The sequence below is a fragment of the Cyclobacterium sp. genome (assembly GCF_014762705.1).
Classification (GTDB): Bacteria; Bacteroidota; Bacteroidia; order Cytophagales; family Cyclobacteriaceae; genus Cyclobacterium.
Window position 1 is genome coordinate 1 of record NZ_JABURL010000118.1, and the last position, 18,831, is coordinate 18,831.

Below are 18,831 nucleotides of genomic sequence, written 5' to 3' on the forward strand. Positions count from 1 at the left end.
CCGGTGGTGCTGCAGGTATGTTGTGAGAAGGATTTTTTTTTCTTGATTTTTTGGTATCTTTTTCAACACGGAAAAAGTACAATATAAATACTGTATAATACCAAAAATACGGTAAAATACCAAAAATAAACTTTAACTCCTAATTATCCCCTAATCGATGAGAAGTTTATATTCCCCTATAATGCAAAGAACCTATCGTCATCCCGATTTCTGCGTTTAAAAAAAGTTAATGCTACCAATGACGGTTTCGTTCCTTACAGCAGTGGACGCTTTTGACTTGGGTAATCTTTTGAGAACATTACTTGCACCCGTACCAGTCTGTTGGTACCTCAGCAACTCCGGTGTATCGAAACGTAATTCATCTAGTTCCGGACTTAGTCGCTTCGATTAAGATTGGTTTGCAGAACTACTGGAGAAGGGGGGAATTGTTAAAACCCCCTGGATAGTATTCAATTTTGTGATAATTTAGTAGAAATGGCAGTCAAAAAAAATATCTTTGTGTGCTAACGGTTCTTTTTTTTAATTTGCAAAACACAGACAGCAAGCATATGCGTTTTATCATCATTTCAATCTTTTTTATTTCCGTTTTACTTTTTTTCAGCATACATATTTCCCCTGAAAACTGGGATTATACAGGACTGTTGTCATTGTTAATACCCATTTTTGTTTTATTGAATCTTTTTTTGGTTGTTCTCCTGTTATTTGGCAGGATTAAATTGATCATCTTCCCCATTTTAGCCCTAATTATAGGCTGGAAATTCTTTATAGTCACCATTCAATGGAATTTCCCGGATCAAGAGACAGAGGGTTTCTCCCTTCTGAGCTACAATGTCATGCTTTTTAACAATACCTGGGGACCAAACAAGGAAGAGTTGGTACTGAACTCTATCCAATGGGCTAAGGAAAACCCCTCAGACATCAAATGCTTTCAGGAATTTTACCAGGATTTTACTACACCTTCAAGAAATGCGCTGAAGATTATCGGTAATGAAGGGGAATATGAACATGCCTTTATAACCGTAGACGGAAACCCCAAAAAGAAATCCTATGGTATGGCCATTTTCAGCAGGTTCCCTATCATCCATAGTGGGAAGGTTTTTGACAATAAAAAAAACAATGGAGCCATGTTTGCCGATGTCATTATCCGAAAGGATACCATCCGAATTTACAACACCCATTTGGAATCCATGAATATCCGTGCGGCAGAACTGGATAACCTGGAAGGCATCAAAAGCCAGTACCGGAGTACCATTAGAAAATTAAAACAGGGTATTCAATTGCGGGCAACTCAAACCGGGATACTTAGAGAACACATAAAAAACAGTCCTCACCCTGTGATTTTGGCAGGAGATTTTAATGACTTGCCCTATAGCTACACGTATTTCAGTCTAAGGGAAATTTTAGAAAATGGTTTCGAGCAAATGGGCAGGGGATTTGGCTTCACCTACAATAAAGTGTTGTTTTTTTTGCGCATTGATAATATTTTTTTTAATGATGGTTTAGAAATTTTACAGTTCAATACCCATAGGGAAGTGGATTATTCCGACCACTATCCTATTTCTGCGGTTTTTGCTTTTCCGGAAGATCCCCAATAACTTTAGCGTTCAAGAGCTTTTTTATGGATAGCAACAATACCGGAAGCCAGAATAAATCTGCCAATAAGGCAAAAAACAAGGAAAGGCTAACCAAAAATCCGGCAAACCAGGGGATCTCCAGGTCACTGAACATCAAAACCAAAAAACCTGATGATAAGATAAAAGTAGTCAGGACAATGGCCTTGCCAGTGGTCATGAAAGTCAGGCGCATGGCATGATCCAATAAATTCCCCTTTGCCATTTGTAAACGGAGGTTGGTCATAAAATGAATGCTGTCATCAACCGCTATCCCGAAGGCAATTGCAAAAACAATTGATGTCGACAGTTTGAAATCAATACCAAACCAATACATGGCTCCCCCTATCCATAGCAGGGGAACAATATTGGGCAGCAAGACCAGAAAAGCTATCCTCCAGGATTTGTAAAGCAGGCCGACAATAAAAACCACCAAGAAAAAAGCGAAACCCAAACCCTCAAAAACATTTTGGGTTACCTGTTCATGGCTTTTGTCGATCAAAAAGGAAGTACCGGTGATCCTTACCTGAAGGAGCTCTTTGTCTATGTTGTTCTTCACAAACCTGTTTAAATTTTGATGCAGGCGCTGCCCTTCAAAACTACCCAGATCCTCCATCCTGGCACTCATTCTTCCTGATTTCAGGTCTTCCGACCAGACACCCAAATCACGCTTTTCCATAAATTGATCACGCATGCGGTCCATTCCTTGATAGGCCAGTTCGGAAGGCAACCGATAAGCTTTTGGGTTGCCCCTGTTTCTTGCCTTATTGATACTTTTGATCAGAGTGAGCGGAGAAAGCACATTATCGGTTTTGTAGTTTTCCTTGATAAATGCGGCCAACTTTTCCATTTCACTGAGCACCTGGTAATCAAAAATAGTAAGGTCATCATTTTCTACGGATACAAAAATTTCCAAAGGCTTGGAGCCGGAAAATCTTTCGTCAAAAAACCGAAAATCAGCCATTAATGGATGATCTTCAGGCAGATTGTCCAATATATACCCGTCGGTTTTGACCTGGGACATGAAAAACCCCGCCAAAAGACTAATACTTACAAAAAGTACCGCTATCAGGCTTTTTTTGGCTAAAATCCATTGGTACAATTTCCCCATTGAATTTTCCCACCTTGCCTCCCATACCTTACTTTGAGAAGAGCCGAGAGGTGCAAAAGTAAACAAGGCCACTGGCAGGAGGCTCATCAAGGATGTAAACATGAACAATACCCCTAAGCCTGTATATAGGCCAAACCATTTTAAGCTATATACATCCGTGAAGTAGAGCGAAATGAATCCCAATGCAGTGGTAAGTGCTGTCAGGAAAATCGGCAAGGCCAATTCTCCAAAAACAAGGGCCACCGCCTTCTCCTTCGGTACGTCTTTCCTGATCAACCCCTGATAATGACTCAAAATATGCACCATACCGCTCAGACCAATTACCATCAATATAGGGGGTTGCATCACCAGCATGATATCCAGTTCGCCTCCCGTTAGCAATAGAAAAGCAATGGTCCAAAAAATCCCAATCAAAATAATGATTAGCGGTAGCACTATCGCCCACCAAACCCGGTACAATAACCACAGCAAGAGGAGTACGCATATGATAGCCAGAACAAAGAAAAATGCGAACTCTTCTTGAAGCAAGCTGACAAAAGCACCTTGTGCTTTTATTTTTCCAGCCACTTTATAATCGGGTATCTCAGATTGCCTCAGCAGTCCTTCTATAGCCATGTACAACCTGTCTCCCTCCTCCTTGGCAATACGTTGTTTGTTTTTGACCAAAAGCAGCAGGTAACGGGCATTTTTGTCCATAAGGCTACCTTTCCAAAGATCATCTTCTGAAAGCCTTTGTGCAGTTTTTTTAAGGTTTTCGGAGGAAGACCAATCCAGGAGAGGCCTGAAATTCACCCCAAACGGGCCTATAAGGGCTTCTTCCTGGTCCAATAGGGAAACTACTTCCAAAACGCCTTCCAGCCCGCTGATCTCCTTTTTCAATTGAAGGGATTGCTCCAGAAAAAGGCTGTCAAAAATATCAGGTTTGTGACCTAATGCAATCAGGAGATAATCATTGTCATTTTCGAATTTCTCCCTGTATGCCCGATAAAAATCCAGGTCAGGATCATTCTCCTGGAAAAAGTTTTCAAAATCATAATTAAAAGTAAGACCCTGCCAGGTAAGTATGAAAAAAAGGGTAGTAAGCCCTGCAATTGCCAAACCTGAAAAAGCCTTGTTTTTATTCATTTAATAAAGGGTAAACATGCCCATGAAAATAGTCACTTCCCATAAGCAACTCAATTACCTATCCTCTGGTTCAGATCGGCTTCCCTGTAAATATAGATTGCCCAAAAATTAAATGAAAACAAAATCAAATTTCAGCCAAAACAACCTGTGAGGGGAATCGGTTTGTCTGCTAGCTTTATTTGCTTTATTTTAGGGCCAAAACGAAACAAAAGATGAAAAAAACCACCTTCTTTTTTATTTGGACACTGATACTTACTGGCTTTGGTCCTTTATCCCATGCACAAAGCAACCGATGGCAGCAATCCATCAACTATCAAATTGAAGTGGATATGGATGTATCTTCCAATCGGTACCAGGGCAGGCAGACCATCGCCTATTCCAACCATTCTCCGGATACATTGACCAAAGTTTTTTTTCACTTGTTTTACAATGCTTTTCAGCCCAACAGCATGATGGATGAACGGTCCAGAACCATTGCAGATCCTGACAGAAGGGTTGGTGATAGAATCGTCAATTTGGAACCTGAGGAAATCGGATATATGAGGGTAAAAAGTCTGCTCATGAATGGTAAAAAGGTAGTTATGGAAGAGGTAGGGACCATTCTCGAAGTAACCTTACCAGAACCAATTCTTCCGAACAGCACGGCAATTTTCAGTTCTGAGTTTGAGGCTCAGGTACCGCTGCAGGTAAGAAGGGCTGGCCGGGACAATGCCGAAGGGGTCAGGTATTCCATGGCACAGTGGTATCCCAAGATGGCAAATTATGATGAGCAGGGATGGCATGCCAACCCTTACATAGGCCGGGAATTTTATGGTACCTGGGGCAATTTTGATGTTAAAATAACCATTGACAGGGAATATGTTCTGGGGGGCACCGGATACTTACAAAATGCTGATGAAATAGGGCATGGCTACCAGGCGGATGGAGAAAATACAAGCCCATCTGGAGCAGCCAAACTTACCTGGCACTTTTATGCACCGCAGGTACATGATTTCATGTGGGCTGCCGACCCTGATTTCACCCATGACAAAATAACCATGGAAAATGGCATCACCATACACCACCTGTATATCAAAAATTCCAAAACAGAAAAAAACTGGTCGAAACTGAAAGAATTTACCCCCAGGGCAATGGAATATTTTAGTGAAAACTATGGCCAATACCCCTACCAGCAATTTTCGGTCATCCAGGGAGGTGACGGAGGAATGGAATACCCCATGTCTACGCTTATTACTGGTCAAAGGTCTCTAGGTAGCCTGGTGGGTGTAATGGTACATGAATTGGCCCACAGTTGGTTTCAAGGCGTTCTGGGCTCCAATGAATCTCTCTATCCCTGGATGGATGAAGGTTTTACCACCTTTGCCAGTAACCGGTGCATGGCGGCTATTTTTACAGAAGAACCGGCCGGATTTCCACAAAGAGGTGCCTATGTGAGCTATGAAAGGCTGGCAAAATCCGGATTGGAAGAACCGATGGCCACGCATGCGGATCATTTTCATACCAATACAGCTTATGGTGCGGCCGCCTATTCCAAGGGAGCCCTCTTTTTATCCCAAATGGGCTATATCATAGGAGAAGACATCAGGGATCAGGCCATGTTAAGGTATTGGGAAGAGTGGAAATTCAAGCATCCCAATGCCAACGATATCACCAGGGTAATGGAAAAAGCCAGCGGTTTGGAACTCGATTGGTTCAAGGAATATTGGGTATATACCACCAAAACCATTGATTATGCCATAGCTGGGGTAGAAGAAACAAATGGAAAAACAAAAATCACCCTCCAAAGAAAGGGTCTGATGCCCATGCCCATCGATTTATTGATCAATTATGCGGACGGGCATCAGGTAAGCGTTTACCTCCCCCTGACCATCATGCGGGGTATAAAGGCCGAAGAAGAAGGTTTTGCGAAAAGAATCCTTACCCAAAGATGGCCCTGGACACATACTACTGCAGAATTCCTGCTAGATCAGCCGATCTCAGCGATACAAAGCATCACCATTGATCCCTCGCAAAGATTGGCAGATATCAACAGAGAAGACAATGAGTGGGTAAAAGAATAGGTTCGAAAACTGAAGGCAGGATCAAATTACCCGGCCTTCAGTTTGCCTTTCAGACAACCACTTATTCTATCCGCAACTGGTATTGCAAGACAAAAGCATTTCTTCTTGTGGTTTCGAGCAGCCTACCTTCTCCTGAAAAATCAAAAACCGGCCTGTTCTGAAAGGCCAGGGTTATTTTTGAACCCTGTCCATTCAACAACAAATTAACCCCTCCTTCAAAATAAGATACAGGATCGTCCAATCGCTGGTATTTGGAATATTGTCCGGCAATAAAAGGCTGGATTTTTTCCCCTCTCTCAGGAATTTTCCACATAAATCCGCCTTGAAAATACACCGTATGCCCGGTACCGATGGCAGGCCAGGAATTGCCTGATCCATTAAATGTTCCCATTTCATTTACTCCCCTGCCCACATTGTTAAACCCGATCACCCGCAGGTACTGAGGACCAAAATCATAGTAAAAATAACCGGTATAAAAAGTCAATGCCTTATTCTTTGGTAATGGTAATTCCCCAAAAAGATCAATCGCCATCAGGGTAAGGGGAGTTGTTATTGTATCGGCTCTCGCATTGAGGTGCCACATGGCATCATTTTGCCTTTCAAAACCCATTCCCAACGCTAAAAGCTTCCTTTCACCATCATAGGTTCCGGGATGAAAAGGGGAATGATTACTTTCCTTTTCAAAAAATTGATGTTTCAGATAAAAAGCAGTTTGAATGCCTGGTTTAACATTGGCAAAAGTAGAAATCGCTGAAATCCCTGTATTTTCAACCGGAGCATAAGGCCTGCTGAATACCCACCTGTAATCCCATTTGCCTACCTGCCCTTTGATGTAGGCACTTAATTTCCGTAGAATATTATCGGTTTGATTGACGGTTGGTATCATGAATGGGGAAACATCCAGTGTCAACATTTTACTTGTCAGGGGTGCGGCATACCTGGAAGTTCCATTCCATCCCGATTGCCCTCCTCCAACAGTGAGAAATTGATGCAGGCGGTGATCTACATAAAAATCAAGCAGCCGGATTTCCCCGGATCGGGCAGTCAGGTAATTGATGTTATTTTGCCCGAGGGTCATGGTCATATTGGTTTTTTCCCTGATCCTGGCATAGGTCTGAAAACGAATCCTCCTTACAGAGATATCGAAAAAAGATGACGAAGCCTGTCCATTGATCAATGTGCCCGGATTATTTTCGTTCAATCGCATCCAGAGCTGTCCTGTAAGCCTCAGTCCGGCATAGGTACTGCTGTCATTTTCTGCATATAGACGTAAAGCTGGCTGTTGAGCCGTAGCAGGAATGGAAAAGCAGAAAAAAAAGAACAACAAAAGCAAGCTGATTAAGTTACTTTCAAACAGTTTATGGGATTCAAAAAAATACATTTTATTGTTCTCCTATATTTAGGTTTGTGCTTAAAATTAATTAATAAAAGTTAAATTTAAGCATGTTTTTATGCCAAGTCCAAAGGAACAACACGAATCAGGCCGGTCTGTTGAATGAGTTTGATATAGAAGCTCTTAGAATGCCAAATCCACCATGTACCTGATTTTTATGAAAATTCCCTGGATAAAATGGCTTGCTCCTTTAGTTTGGTTAGCTGTAGCCGCTCAATTTTTTCTCATGCTGCATAACCGGACAACTGATATTGGCTCCACCATCATTCGGTTTTTCAGTTTTTTTACCATCCTTACCAATACGCTTGTGGCAATATATTTTACCGTTATTGCCCGGGAGAAAAATAAAAAGAAATCGGATCATTTTTTTTTTACAACCTGGCAAATTAACTGCCATTACAGTTTATATCCTGGTGGTAGGGTTGGTTTATCAGTTGGTGCTCAGGGGAATTTGGAAACCGGAAGGTCTTCAATGGCTCGCTGATGAAGTACTACACAGCATCAATCCAGTGCTTGTTTTGGCATTTTGGGTTTATTTTGAAAACAAAGTAGCGCTTCATTGGCGCATGTTACCCTACTGGTTAATTTACCCGGCTTTGTATTTGATATCCATCTTGATTTTAGGCGAAATAACAGGCTTTTATCCTTATCCTTTTGTAAATGTCGAGGAATTAGGCATTGGTAAAGTCATTTTAAACAGCTTTTATGTTATGTGCCTGATTCTTTTTATTTCCGGTAGTTTACTTTTTACAGGAAAATATTTGCTCAGGTACAAATTATAATGGCCTTGTTTGTCCAACAGGTTTAAAACATACCCCTTCCTGACAACTCCTTTATGAACAATTTCTCCCCTTCCATTTATATTTTTTTTATACCATCCAACCGCTTAAAAAACCAGTCAATGAAAAATAAATTGCTAATTTTTATCCAAAACTTTGGGATTTAATCATAAACCTGATTAAATTAAACCACCATTATAACCAAAACCAATTCAGATATGAAGTTGATGATTTTACTATGCGGTCTTGCTTTTATTTCTATTCATGTACAGGCACAAACTGATTTGGAACTGGAAAAACGTACAGCGGATAAAGATTATCACTTCCAGGAATATGATGCCTTGCAATTTGAAGCAATTAATTCCGACATTTCTACCACTACTTTTCTGGCCAAAGATTTGCCCTATGAGAAGTCTCCCACTCCGGGGGCACCAATGGGGAACTACAAAGATTTTAAAATCATTAAAATAAAACTTCCGGTGGATATTGGCCTGAACACCTTGGAAGTAGGTACCCCTCCCAAAAAGGACTTCAAAGAATATTTGGTAAAAAGGGACACTAAACCCTAGGTTCAAACCTGGCCCAGGTAAACGAATAATCCGGTAAAATTTTTGGCTGTCCCGGCATTACAATAAGCCGGGACAGCCATCTTGTTATTGCATTTTCACCCGTTAATACTTGAGGTTAATTTATTTATCGCCTATGCATGAAAATGCCTTCGCTCATTAAAAACAGGCAAGGAAGTAACCGATCGGACGCCCTTGAAAAAGGTTTACGGTCATTTTTCGGCAATTCCTCACCTATCCATTCGCTTTAGCTGGCTACTCCCGTTGAAATCACCTCCTCACCTGGGTCAGTACAAGCGAAGTCTACCTGTTATTGGCATTCCTTGTAAATGACATTTGGGTCAATGCCTGTCTTTTCTCTAATCAAAAATTATACGTTTGCTTAGAAAGGCATTAATTTTCCCGATTTATTCATTGGGAACTCTATTGCAAATCAATCCCGGGGCATCAGCACAAAATCAGCCATTACATTGCTGTTTTTGACCTCCCCATTGCGGTGTCCTGCATCGGATTCCAATCCTAATGATTTTTTTCAATTACAGCCTTTCCTGATACACGACAAGCTATTGCGAAACATGCTCCGGGATACTGGAATGAACCTTTTCTCCATACACCTGGTACCATCCCGTTTATCGCTTTTGAATATTGGATTTCCTGGTTAAATTGAAAAAAAATAGCCAAAAAAATGCAAAAGAACGAAGCCTATCCGAAAGTACCTGGCAAACTGATAAACTACAGCCTGACGCCCACAGGTATTTCAGGACAAACGGAGAACAGTATATTTCAGATTCAGGTTTACGCAGACAATACTTTTAGGATACAGGTTAGTCTAAAAAAAACTTTTCAACCCAACCCCTATTCGGTGGTAGCCGAAGCGAATGAGAATGTATTTACATTTGAGGAACAAGATGAATTCCTTTTGTTAAAAACCACCAAAATCTATTTGTCTATCAGCAAGGGAAATTTTTCGCTTACTTTTAAAAATCCTTCAGGTCAGGTAATCAGCGAAGACGACCCCAATTATGGGATTCATTGGTTGGGTACAGAGGTCAGTAATTATAAAAAACTACAGGAATGGGAGAAATTCATTGGCCTTGGCGAAAAAACAGGAGGTTTAAACAGATATGGGCAAACCTATACCCACTGGAACACAGACCATTTTGCCTATGGCGCAGGGGATGATCCTTTGTACCTTTCCATACCCTTTTTTATGGGACTTCATCACGGACTCAGCTATGGAATATTTTTTGACAACACCCACAGAACAACTTTTAATTTTGGCGCTGGAAACAACCGGTATTCCTATTATTCAGCAGAAGATGGGGATTTGGATTACTACTTTTTTCACGATCAAAACATTACCGACATCATTACTGCCTACTCCTATTTGACAGGAAAGCCGGAACTCCCCCAGAAATGGGCCCTGGGGTACCAGCAATGCCGGTATTCCTATTACCCGGACAAAGATGTGATCCGGCTGGCGCAAACCTTCAGGGATAAAGACATCCCTGCAGATGTGATTTATCTGGATATACACTATATGGAGAAATACAAGGTTTTCACCTTCGATGGTAATAATTTTCCCGACCCCTCATCCATGATCAGCTACCTCAAAAAAATAGGATTTAAGGTAGTAGTAATACTTGACCCGGGAATAAAAGTCGATGAAGACTATACTCCCTATCTGGAAGGAAAATCTAAAAAACTGTTTTTGAAGTATCCAGATGGCGAGATTTACGAGGGCCAGGTATGGCCAGGCTGGTGTGCCTTCCCAGACTTTACTCTTGCCCAAACAAGGGATTGGTGGGCGGAAAAATTAAAATTTTATACTGATTTGGGGGTAGATGGATTCTGGACCGATATGAATGAACCTGCCACCTGGGGCCAAAGCATACCCAATTTGGTACAATTCGACTTTGAGGGGATGGGGGGAAACCATAAAAAAAGCCGGAATGTGTATGGTTTTCAGATGGCCAGAAGCACCTCAGAGGGACAACAAAAGCAACAACCTGAATCCAGACCTTTTGTCCTGACCCGATCCGGATTTGCCGGTGTTCAGCGACATGCTGCGGTGTGGACAGGGGATAATGTATCCAATGATGAACACATGCTGGCCGGCATCAGACTGGTCAACAGCCTTGGGTTAAGCGGCGTGCCATTTTCCGGATATGATATCGGTGGTTTTGTAGGAAACTGTTCACCGGAACTCTTTGCCAGATGGATCAGCATTGCGGCATTTTGTCCCCTTTTTCGCGCCCATACCATGATCAACAGCCATGCTTCCGAACCCTGGTCTTTTGGTGAGGAGGTAGAGGCCATTGCCAGAAATTATATCCGCTTGCGATACAAGTTGATGCCATTAATTTATACTGCATTTTATCAATCCAGCCAAAGCGGATTGCCGGTGGAAAAAAGTCTTGCCCTGGTTTATCCCTTTGATGACAAAGTGTACCATGGAGCTTATGAAAACCAATACCTGTTTTGCGATTCCCTGTTGATAGCCCCGGTAGAAAGTTATAAAACCATCACCAAAATCTATTTGCCAGAGGGTGACTGGTACTATTTTTTCTCGGACAGAAAGACCAGAGGAGGTCAGGAAGTCTTCTGGGATTGCCCACTTGATTACTTACCCGTATTTGTAGCTGCCGGCTCCATTCTGCTCATGCAAGCTGCGATCCAATATGTTGATGACAAGTATGATGGGAGATTAAAAATACATGTTTATAAAGGAAAAGGCGTACAAAGCCAAGACCTGTATGAGGATGATGGTAAAAGCCGCCAATACCTGAACGGGAAATTCTCCAAAAGAACCATTCGGATGGACCATGACCATAGAGTCCTCACCATAGGAGCAGCAACAGGAGAATTTACCAGCTCCTTCAAGAAAGCTAAAATTTACTTTCATGGCTTTTCTGAGCAGGTTGCCATCATCCGGGGTCAGGAGCAAAAAATGCAAGCTAACAACATTGCATTCTTGGATGAGATTTCGGAATTTGATCCCCTGCCCGTGGGAGAACATGCCTTTCAGATCTGTAAATCCGTTCCTGCATTGACAATTGAACTCGATACGCAGGAACAATTGATCCAACTCAGGTAAAGCATATAGAAAACTTAATTACTTTTGTAGTACTTCAGGGCATCGTCCATTTGCTCATTCAGCTTGTCTATTCTCCTTTCGGGACCAGGGTGCGTTGAAAGAAATTCCGGAGGTCTTTCTCCACCAGATTGTGCATTCATCCTTTGCCAGAAACCCGGCGCTTCCCTGGGATCATATCCCGCCATGGCCATGAAAATAAGCCCCAATTGATCTGCTTCCAGCTCCTGATCCCTTGAGAATTTCAACATTCCCACCTGTCCACCTACACCAACGGCTTGTAAAAAAATGGTTTGGGTCAAGCTGGGGTTTTCTCCCATGGCAGCCTGAAGACCTCCCATGAGACCGTTGGCTACCATCCCCTGAGACATTCGTTCCCGGGCATGATTGGCAATGGCATGGGCTACTTCATGGCCCATTACCACTGCAATTCCGGTTTCATCCTGACAAATGGGCAATATTCCAGTATAAAAGGCCACTTTCCCACCTGGCATACACCAGGCATTGACCTGTTCGCTTTCCAATAAATTAAACTCCCAGGCGAAACCTTCTGTGATTTCGGGGTGCCCATTTTCATCCAGGTATTTTTCTACTGCTTCGGCGATCCGCCTTCCCACATTGACTACCTGTTTGCCCTTTGTTGTATTGGTCAACACCTTGCTTTCTTCCAACACTTGTCCATACTGGTCATAAGATAAAGGCAATACCTCTGCATTGCTAACAATGCTCAATTGTCTTCTCCCACTTAAAGGTACTGTAGCACAACTGTAGACAAAAAGCCCAAGAAAGATGAACGCAGCTATTTTTTTATACATAATTATCAAGTCTTATAAATTTTGTTGGTTCAAAAAAGATGCCAGATTATTGGGTTTTTTTAAAAAAACAAATGTTTGTATATTGAGTATAAACCAAAATTATTCACAAATATAAAACATCTTACCAGCCAAACAGTTTACTTATTTAAGAAATTTCTAATTTAAATAATACCCTTAAAAGCTTATGAAAAAATACTATCAATTGTTGTTTTTAATGATAGGCATTGCAGGCACTATGCTTTTGCAATCCTGTGTAGACGAACAAAGTCCGGCAGATGCGCTGGAACTTTTAGGTAACAGCAGAACTTATCCCTTGAATCCGGTAGATGGTTCCGGGATCAGTGGAAATGTTGTTTTTGAAGAAGGTGAAGGAGGTTACACCAAAGTAACCATCAATTTGAGCGGTACACCTAATGGTGGTTCCCATCCCGCCCACATTCATTTCAATTCAGCTGCTGAGGGTGGTGACATAGCCATTTCATTGGAACCTGTAAATGGATCCACTGGAACAAGTGTAACCCTGGTCAACCAACAAGATGACGGCACCTACATCAATTACGAAGCATTAAGCTCATTTGAAGGTTATGTAAACGTACATTTGGCTTATGGACAATTGGAAACGGTGGTGGCTCAGGGAGATATCGGGGGTAATGCCCTGGATGGAAACTCCAAAAGCTATAACCTGCTTACCAAAGATGTGGACGGTATCAGCGGTACTATCTTATTTGAGAAAAGTGTAGGGGGTTTTACAGTGGCCACAATCAACCTTAACGGGACACCAGATGGTGGTTCTCACCCAGCTCACATTCACGCCAACTCGGCAGCAGAAGGAGGAGGCATTCTTGTTTCATTTAATCCTGTAGACGGCACAACAGGGACAAGCCGCACCATTATCCGAAACAATGATGCCGGTCAGCCCATTACCTTTGAGGAAATCATCAGCATGGATGGCTATGTAAATGTCCACCTCAGTGCAAGCAATCTGGGTACCATTGTCGCTCAGGGGGATATTGGAAGCAATGAATTGACGGAAAACTTTAAAGAATACCCGCTTGGCGAACTGGCTGTTCCCGGCATCAGTGGGTCTATCATCTTCAAAGAAAGGTTGAATGGCTTTACATTGGCCAGCATTCAACTGGATAATACCCCTGAAGGGGGCATGCACCCGGCACATATTCATGCCAACTCTGCTGCTGAAGGTGGTGGGATTATTGTTTCTTTTAATCCTGTAAATGGTACCACCGGAACAAGTGAGACCACTATCCGGGAGCTCGACAACGGTCAGCCACTAACTTACAACCAAATCCTTGATCTGGATGGATATGTGAACGTACATCTTTCCATGAATCAGCTTTCCACCATAGTAGCCCAGGGGGATATAGGAGCAAACGAATTGACCGGAATGAGTTACAGTTATATGCTCAACGAAATGGCAGTACCAGGTATAGCCGGTTCCATAACTTTTGAAGAAAGGAAAAACGGATTTTCCCTGGCCACCATCGTGCTAAACAACACACCGGAAGGCGGCATGCATCCGGCGCATATTCACGCCAATTCGGCTGCTGAAGGTGGAGGGATCATCGTTTCTTTCAATCCTGTTAATGGAACAACAGGAATGAGCAAAACTACAGTTAGGGCCCTTGACAGTGGGGAGCCATTGACTTATGATGCCATCATGGATATGAATGGTTATGTCAATGTTCATTTGTCGATGAACCAGCTGAATGTCATTGTAGCGCAGGGGGACATCGGGGGTAATGAGTTGACAGGAATGTCTAAAATGTATCCTTTAAATGAGTTGGCAGTTCCTGGTATAGATGGATCTGTCACATTCGAGGAAAGGAAAAATGGCTTCTCGCTAGCCACCATCATGCTGAACAACACACCTGATGGAGGCGTACATCCGGCCCATATTCATGCCAATTCGGCTGCCGAAGGTGGGGGGATCATTGTCTCTTTCAATCCTGTAAACGGTACCACCGGAATGAGCAAAACCACGATAAAGGCTTTAGATGGTGGAGCCGCATTAACTTACGAGGAAATTCTGGATATAGACGGATATGTGAATGTACACTTATCAATGGCCAACCTGGGAACCATAGTCGCTCAGGGGGATATCGGTGGAAATGAATTAACGGGAAATACCACCAGCTATGATTTGGATGAACTGGCGGTTCCCGGCATCAGCGGTACCATCACTTTCAGTGAAAGAAACAATGGATTTACACTTGCCACTATCAGTTTGATGAATACTCCGGATGGCGGCATTCATCCCGCCCACATCCATGCCAATTCGGCTGCAGAGGGTGGTGGAATCATCGTCTCTTTTAATCCGGTAAATGGCAGCACGGGTATGAGCGTTACCAATATTAGGGCCTTGGATAATGGATCGGCACTAAGCTATTCGGATATTTTAACCATTGATGGTTATGTCAATGTTCACCTTTCCATGGATGCACTTGGAACAATCGTAAGTCAGGGGAATATCGGTAGTAATGTCGCTGCAACGATTTAAATTAAGATTTGACCAAACTCAACCTGAATTTTATTACTAAAAATCCAGGTTGAGTTTTATATGTTATGGGTTTATTTTAGACAAAACCGCAGCCAAATTGGCTGCGGTTTTTTTATATTTTTAATTGATTCATTGGATCATAATTAGAGAAATCCTATCTTAATGAACTGCCGCCTTTCAAGTCCAAAAACCGATGAGCCCTTCACAGCAAAGTTTTTACAAGTCAATTACTTCCTACCCCGCTTTTCTGTGGTACATGTTAGGGAACCTACCCTCAGTCGTTTTTTGGGGCAGTCGCTTACAAAAACTAAACCTAGAGGAATGCCATACCATCGTACCCTTTAATTACAGGTCTAAAAACCCTTTTCGATCTATCTATTTTTCGGCTTTGTCAGGTACTGCGGAACTTGCATCTGGAATCCTTTGTATGCTGCATCTTTCCGGAAACACAACCATTTCCATGCTGGTAACAGGTTTTAAGGCCGATTTTATCAAAAAGGCCAATCAGACTGTCACCATGAAATGCCCCGAGGGAAAAAAAATATCGGATACAATTCAGAAATTAAAATATTCTGGAGATGTAGGCACAGTAACTGTGCCAGTTACCGGTTGTCATCCGGATGGTGAGATCATTGCAACTTTTGAAATAACCTGGTCCTTCAAAAAGCGGTAAACCACCTTCCATTAATCATGCATTTTCCAGGGCATGTTGCTGGATCACCTGCACCAACTGGTGGGCAGGTACAACTCCAGATTGCCTCCATACCGGTTTGCCTTTATGAAATAGAATCAACGTGGGCACCCCCTTTACCTGAAATTTACTGGCCGCCAGGGGGTTTTTGTCCACATCAATTTTTATTATTTTTGCCATTCCACCCACTTTAGAAGCAGTTTCCTGAAGGATGGGTTGCATCATTTGGCATGGCCCACACCAGGTAGCATAAAAATCCACCAGGACGGGCTGCTCGCCATTTATGAGTTCAGAGAAATTTTTTCCACTCGCCATATTCCTTACTTTAAGTTTAATACAAAATTAAAAAATTGATTCTGCTCAATCAGTAATAAAAATCACACTAACCAAAATCAGGCCAAAAGGGGTAGGTAACGATCCTTGATCAATACCAAATGATGCTCCAAGTGACCAAAGATAATGTGAACCAAGGCATGAAGAGACATGGGTTCTCCGCTAACCTTGCCAATAACATCCCATTGCTCCCGGGGTATTGTTCTGATAAATTGCCAAAACAGCTGACGGTTCAATAAGAAGGAAGATAAAAGCTCTTCAGTGTTCACTTCATTGAAAGTTGCATTTTCCACGTAACTGTTCTGGTCAAAGCCTGGAAATGCTGCTGACTCCCCCCTACTGATACAAAGTGCCCTGAAATGCATTATTTTTTCTGTATCCACAATATGTCCCAAAACCTGGTTCAAAGACCACTTTCCGGTCTGGTAAGTTTCTTGTCCTGAACCGGGTTTAATTTGCTGAAAGATCGAAACCATTTGATTTTCCTGTTCCCGGGAAAGCGCCTTAAGGTTTTTGCCAGCAACCAGGTCGATATACCTTTTATAAAATGGATTGTAAGTACCATCTGTCGGTAACTTTAGTCCCAAAATAGTCTCCATAATTTTGTTATTTTTGTATTTTAAATTCAAATATAAAAATTAGCTATGAATCCATTATTGGAAAATTTCAATACGCCATTCGAAACTGCACCTTTTCACCTGATAAATAATGAACATTTCCTGCCTGCTATTCAGGCTTCCATAGAAATGGCAAGGGAAGACATCAAAACCATAAAGGAAAATTCTCACCCCGATTTTTTAAATACAATTGTTGCCCTGGAGAACTCGGGAGAGAAATTATCCAGAGCTGCCTCCCTGTTTTTCAATCTCAATGCCGCCGAAACCAATGAAGAGATCCAACGGCTTGCCAAGGAAATATCACCTTTGCTCTCGGCCCATAGCAATGATGTTTTATTGGACGAGGATTTATTTAAGCAGGTAAAAGAGGTCTATGACCGAAAGGATCAATTGAATCTGAGTACAGAGGAAAGTACTTTATTGGATAAAACCTATAAATCCTTTATCAGAAATGGTTCTCTCCTGGATGAAGCAGGTAAAAAGAAACTTCGGGACATTGACCAGCAACTCTCCATGCTGGGATTGCAATTCGGGGAAAATGTATTGAAGGAAACCAATAATTATGAATTGATTATTTCTGAAGAAAAAGACCTTGCGGGCCTGCCCGAAGGAGTTGTGGAGGCAGCTTCACAGGTTGCGGAAGAAAAAGGAAAAAAGGGGAAATGGGTTTTTACCCTGGCCTTTCCCAGTTATATTCCTTTCATGACTTATGCCAGCAACAGAGATTTAAGGAAAAAACTTTTTATTGCCTACAACACCAAGGCCTGTAAAGGAGATCAGTTGGACAACCAGGAAATCATAAAAAAAATCCTCCAATTAAAAAACCAAAGGGCCAAACTTTTGGGCTACGACAACTTTGCCTCTTTTGTATTGGAAGAAAGAATGGCCGCTGACGGTGCACAGGTCCTTTCATTTTTAAATGAACTTTTGGAAAAAGCCCGGCCCAAGGCCAAAGCAGAGATGGCTGAATTGGCGGACTTTGCCAGAAAAAAAGATCAATTGGATGATCTTCAAAAATGGGATGTCAGCTATTATGCCGAAAAATTAAAGATGAAGAAATACCAGGTAGATGACGAGTTGCTAAAACCCTATTTTGAATTGAACCGCACCATTGAAGGCGTTTTTGCTACGGCAAAAAAATTATATGGGATCTCTTTTAAGGAAAATCCCCAAATCCCGGTATACCATCCTGAAGTGAAGGCCTACGAGGTCAATGATGAAAGAGGGAACCATCTGGCGGTATTGTATGCCGACTTTTTCCCCAGACCAGGCAAAAGAAACGGAGCCTGGATGACCATCTACCGTGGCCAGAAAAGAACTGGTAATAAAGAGCAAAGGCCGCACGTTTCCATTGTTTGTAATTTTACAAAACCTACCAAAACAAAGCCCTCTTTATTGACTTTCAATGAGGTGACTACCCTATTTCATGAGTTTGGACATGCTTTACATGGAATGCTGGCTGATGGTAATTTTGAATCTTTGTCGGGTACCAATGTATATTGGGATTTTGTAGAACTCCCCTCGCAAATATTTGAAAACTGGTGTTATGAAAAAGAATGTCTGGACCTCTTCGCCAAACATTATCAGACAGGTGAACCAATACCTGAATTCCTTATTGAAAGAATAAAAAAAGCGGCCAATTTTCATCAGGGATATCAGACGGTAAGGCAAATCAGTTTAGGTTTGTTAGATATGGCCTACCATACAGCCGACCCGGATAAAATCGAAGATGTTTTTGCTTTCGAAAAAGAAATCATGAAACCTACTGAATTGCTTGAACCAGTAGCAGGCACCATGATGAGTGCTTCCTTTTCCCATATTTTTCAGGGAGGTTATGCGGCTGGATACTACAGTTACAAATGGGCAGAAGTACTGGATGCCGATGCATTTGAATTATTTCTTGAAAAAGGTATTTTCGATAAAGAGACCGCCTATTCCTTCCGGGATAATATATTGGCTATGGGAGGCAAAGAGCACCCGGATGTCTTATACAAAAAATTCAGGGGCAGGTCACCTAAACCCGATGCCCTGATTAAGAGAGCTGGTCTGTTGGTTTGATAATATAAAGAGGCTGTCCGAAAAGTCGGGCAGCCTCTAATTTAGTTGTTTTTTTTCTCCAAAA

At 42.1% G+C, this 18,831-nt stretch carries 13 protein-coding genes; 8 read left to right on the forward strand and 5 right to left on the reverse strand.

Annotation, left to right across the window (positions count from 1 at the left end; all coding sequences use genetic code 11):
* Positions 1–524 precede the first annotated feature (524 nt).
* Complete coding sequence (locus tag HUJ21_RS23420; RefSeq protein ID WP_366483818.1) at positions 525–1,595, forward strand: endonuclease/exonuclease/phosphatase family protein; 1,071 nt, start codon at positions 525–527, stop codon at positions 1,593–1,595.
* On the opposite strand, the gene HUJ21_RS23425 is transcribed toward HUJ21_RS23420, so the two are convergent.
* Positions 1,555–3,846 (reverse strand): MMPL family transporter, encoded by a 2,292-nt coding sequence (locus HUJ21_RS23425; protein ID WP_291373314.1) that lies wholly within the window; start codon positions 3,844–3,846, stop codon positions 1,555–1,557. The genes HUJ21_RS23420 and HUJ21_RS23425 overlap by 41 nt on opposite strands.
* 212 nt (positions 3,847–4,058) lie before the next feature.
* On the opposite strand from HUJ21_RS23425, the gene HUJ21_RS23430 reads away from it, so the two are divergent.
* Positions 4,059–5,906 carry a M1 family metallopeptidase gene (locus tag HUJ21_RS23430; RefSeq protein WP_291373316.1) on the forward strand — a complete coding sequence of 616 codons (1,848 nt, stop codon included), beginning with the start codon at positions 4,059–4,061 and terminating at the stop codon, positions 5,904–5,906.
* A gap of 61 nt (positions 5,907–5,967) precedes the next feature.
* Here the strand turns inward: HUJ21_RS23430 and HUJ21_RS23435 are convergent, their stop codons facing one another.
* The gene (locus HUJ21_RS23435; protein WP_291373317.1) at positions 5,968–7,233 is read right to left on the reverse strand and encodes a hypothetical protein; all 1,266 of its coding nucleotides are present in this window, start codon (positions 7,231–7,233) and stop codon (positions 5,968–5,970) included.
* 371 nt (positions 7,234–7,604) lie between these two features.
* Here HUJ21_RS23435 and HUJ21_RS23440 point away from each other — a divergent pair, with 371 nt between their 5' ends.
* From HUJ21_RS23440 to HUJ21_RS23450, 3 genes are all read left to right on the forward strand, one after another.
* Positions 7,605–8,081: a Pr6Pr family membrane protein gene (locus tag HUJ21_RS23440; protein ID WP_291373319.1), complete on the forward strand. Its 477-nt coding sequence runs from the start codon at positions 7,605–7,607 to the stop codon at positions 8,079–8,081.
* A gap of 215 nt (positions 8,082–8,296) precedes the next feature.
* Positions 8,297–8,647, forward strand: coding sequence for a hypothetical protein (locus HUJ21_RS23445; RefSeq protein WP_291373321.1), 351 nt, complete (start codon positions 8,297–8,299; stop codon positions 8,645–8,647).
* Between the two features lie 682 nt (positions 8,648–9,329).
* Complete coding sequence (locus HUJ21_RS23450; protein ID WP_291373323.1) at positions 9,330–11,741, forward strand: glycoside hydrolase family 31 protein; 2,412 nt, start codon at positions 9,330–9,332, stop codon at positions 11,739–11,741.
* A gap of 14 nt (positions 11,742–11,755) precedes the next feature.
* On the opposite strand, the gene HUJ21_RS23455 is transcribed toward HUJ21_RS23450, so the two are convergent.
* Entirely contained in the window at positions 11,756–12,553 is a 798-nt protein-coding gene (locus HUJ21_RS23455; RefSeq protein ID WP_291373325.1) for a M48 family metallopeptidase, read from the reverse strand.
* 184 nt (positions 12,554–12,737) lie between these two features.
* On the opposite strand from HUJ21_RS23455, the gene HUJ21_RS23460 reads away from it, so the two are divergent.
* Both HUJ21_RS23460 and HUJ21_RS23465 read left to right on the forward strand, forming a co-directional pair.
* A complete protein-coding gene (locus HUJ21_RS23460) occupies positions 12,738–15,068 on the forward strand; it encodes a hypothetical protein (RefSeq protein ID WP_291373327.1) in 2,331 nt (776 codons plus the stop codon).
* Between the two features lie 193 nt (positions 15,069–15,261).
* Entirely contained in the window at positions 15,262–15,741 is a 480-nt protein-coding gene (locus HUJ21_RS23465) for a DUF4442 domain-containing protein (RefSeq protein WP_291373329.1), read from the forward strand.
* Positions 15,742–15,756: 15 nt separating this feature from the next.
* On the opposite strand, the gene trxA is transcribed toward HUJ21_RS23465, so the two are convergent.
* Together trxA and HUJ21_RS23475 are read right to left on the reverse strand one after the other, a co-directional pair.
* Positions 15,757–16,074, reverse strand: a complete 318-nt coding sequence (gene trxA, locus HUJ21_RS23470; protein WP_291373330.1) for a thioredoxin — start codon at positions 16,072–16,074, stop codon at positions 15,757–15,759.
* A 77-nt stretch (positions 16,075–16,151) separates the two neighbouring features.
* Complete coding sequence (locus HUJ21_RS23475) at positions 16,152–16,691, reverse strand: DinB family protein (RefSeq protein ID WP_291373332.1); 540 nt, start codon at positions 16,689–16,691, stop codon at positions 16,152–16,154.
* Positions 16,692–16,736: 45 nt separating this feature from the next.
* Here HUJ21_RS23475 and HUJ21_RS23480 point away from each other — a divergent pair, with 45 nt between their 5' ends.
* Positions 16,737–18,767 carry a M3 family metallopeptidase gene (locus HUJ21_RS23480; protein ID WP_291373334.1) on the forward strand — a complete coding sequence of 677 codons (2,031 nt, stop codon included), beginning with the start codon at positions 16,737–16,739 and terminating at the stop codon, positions 18,765–18,767.
* Positions 18,768–18,831 lie beyond the last annotated feature (64 nt).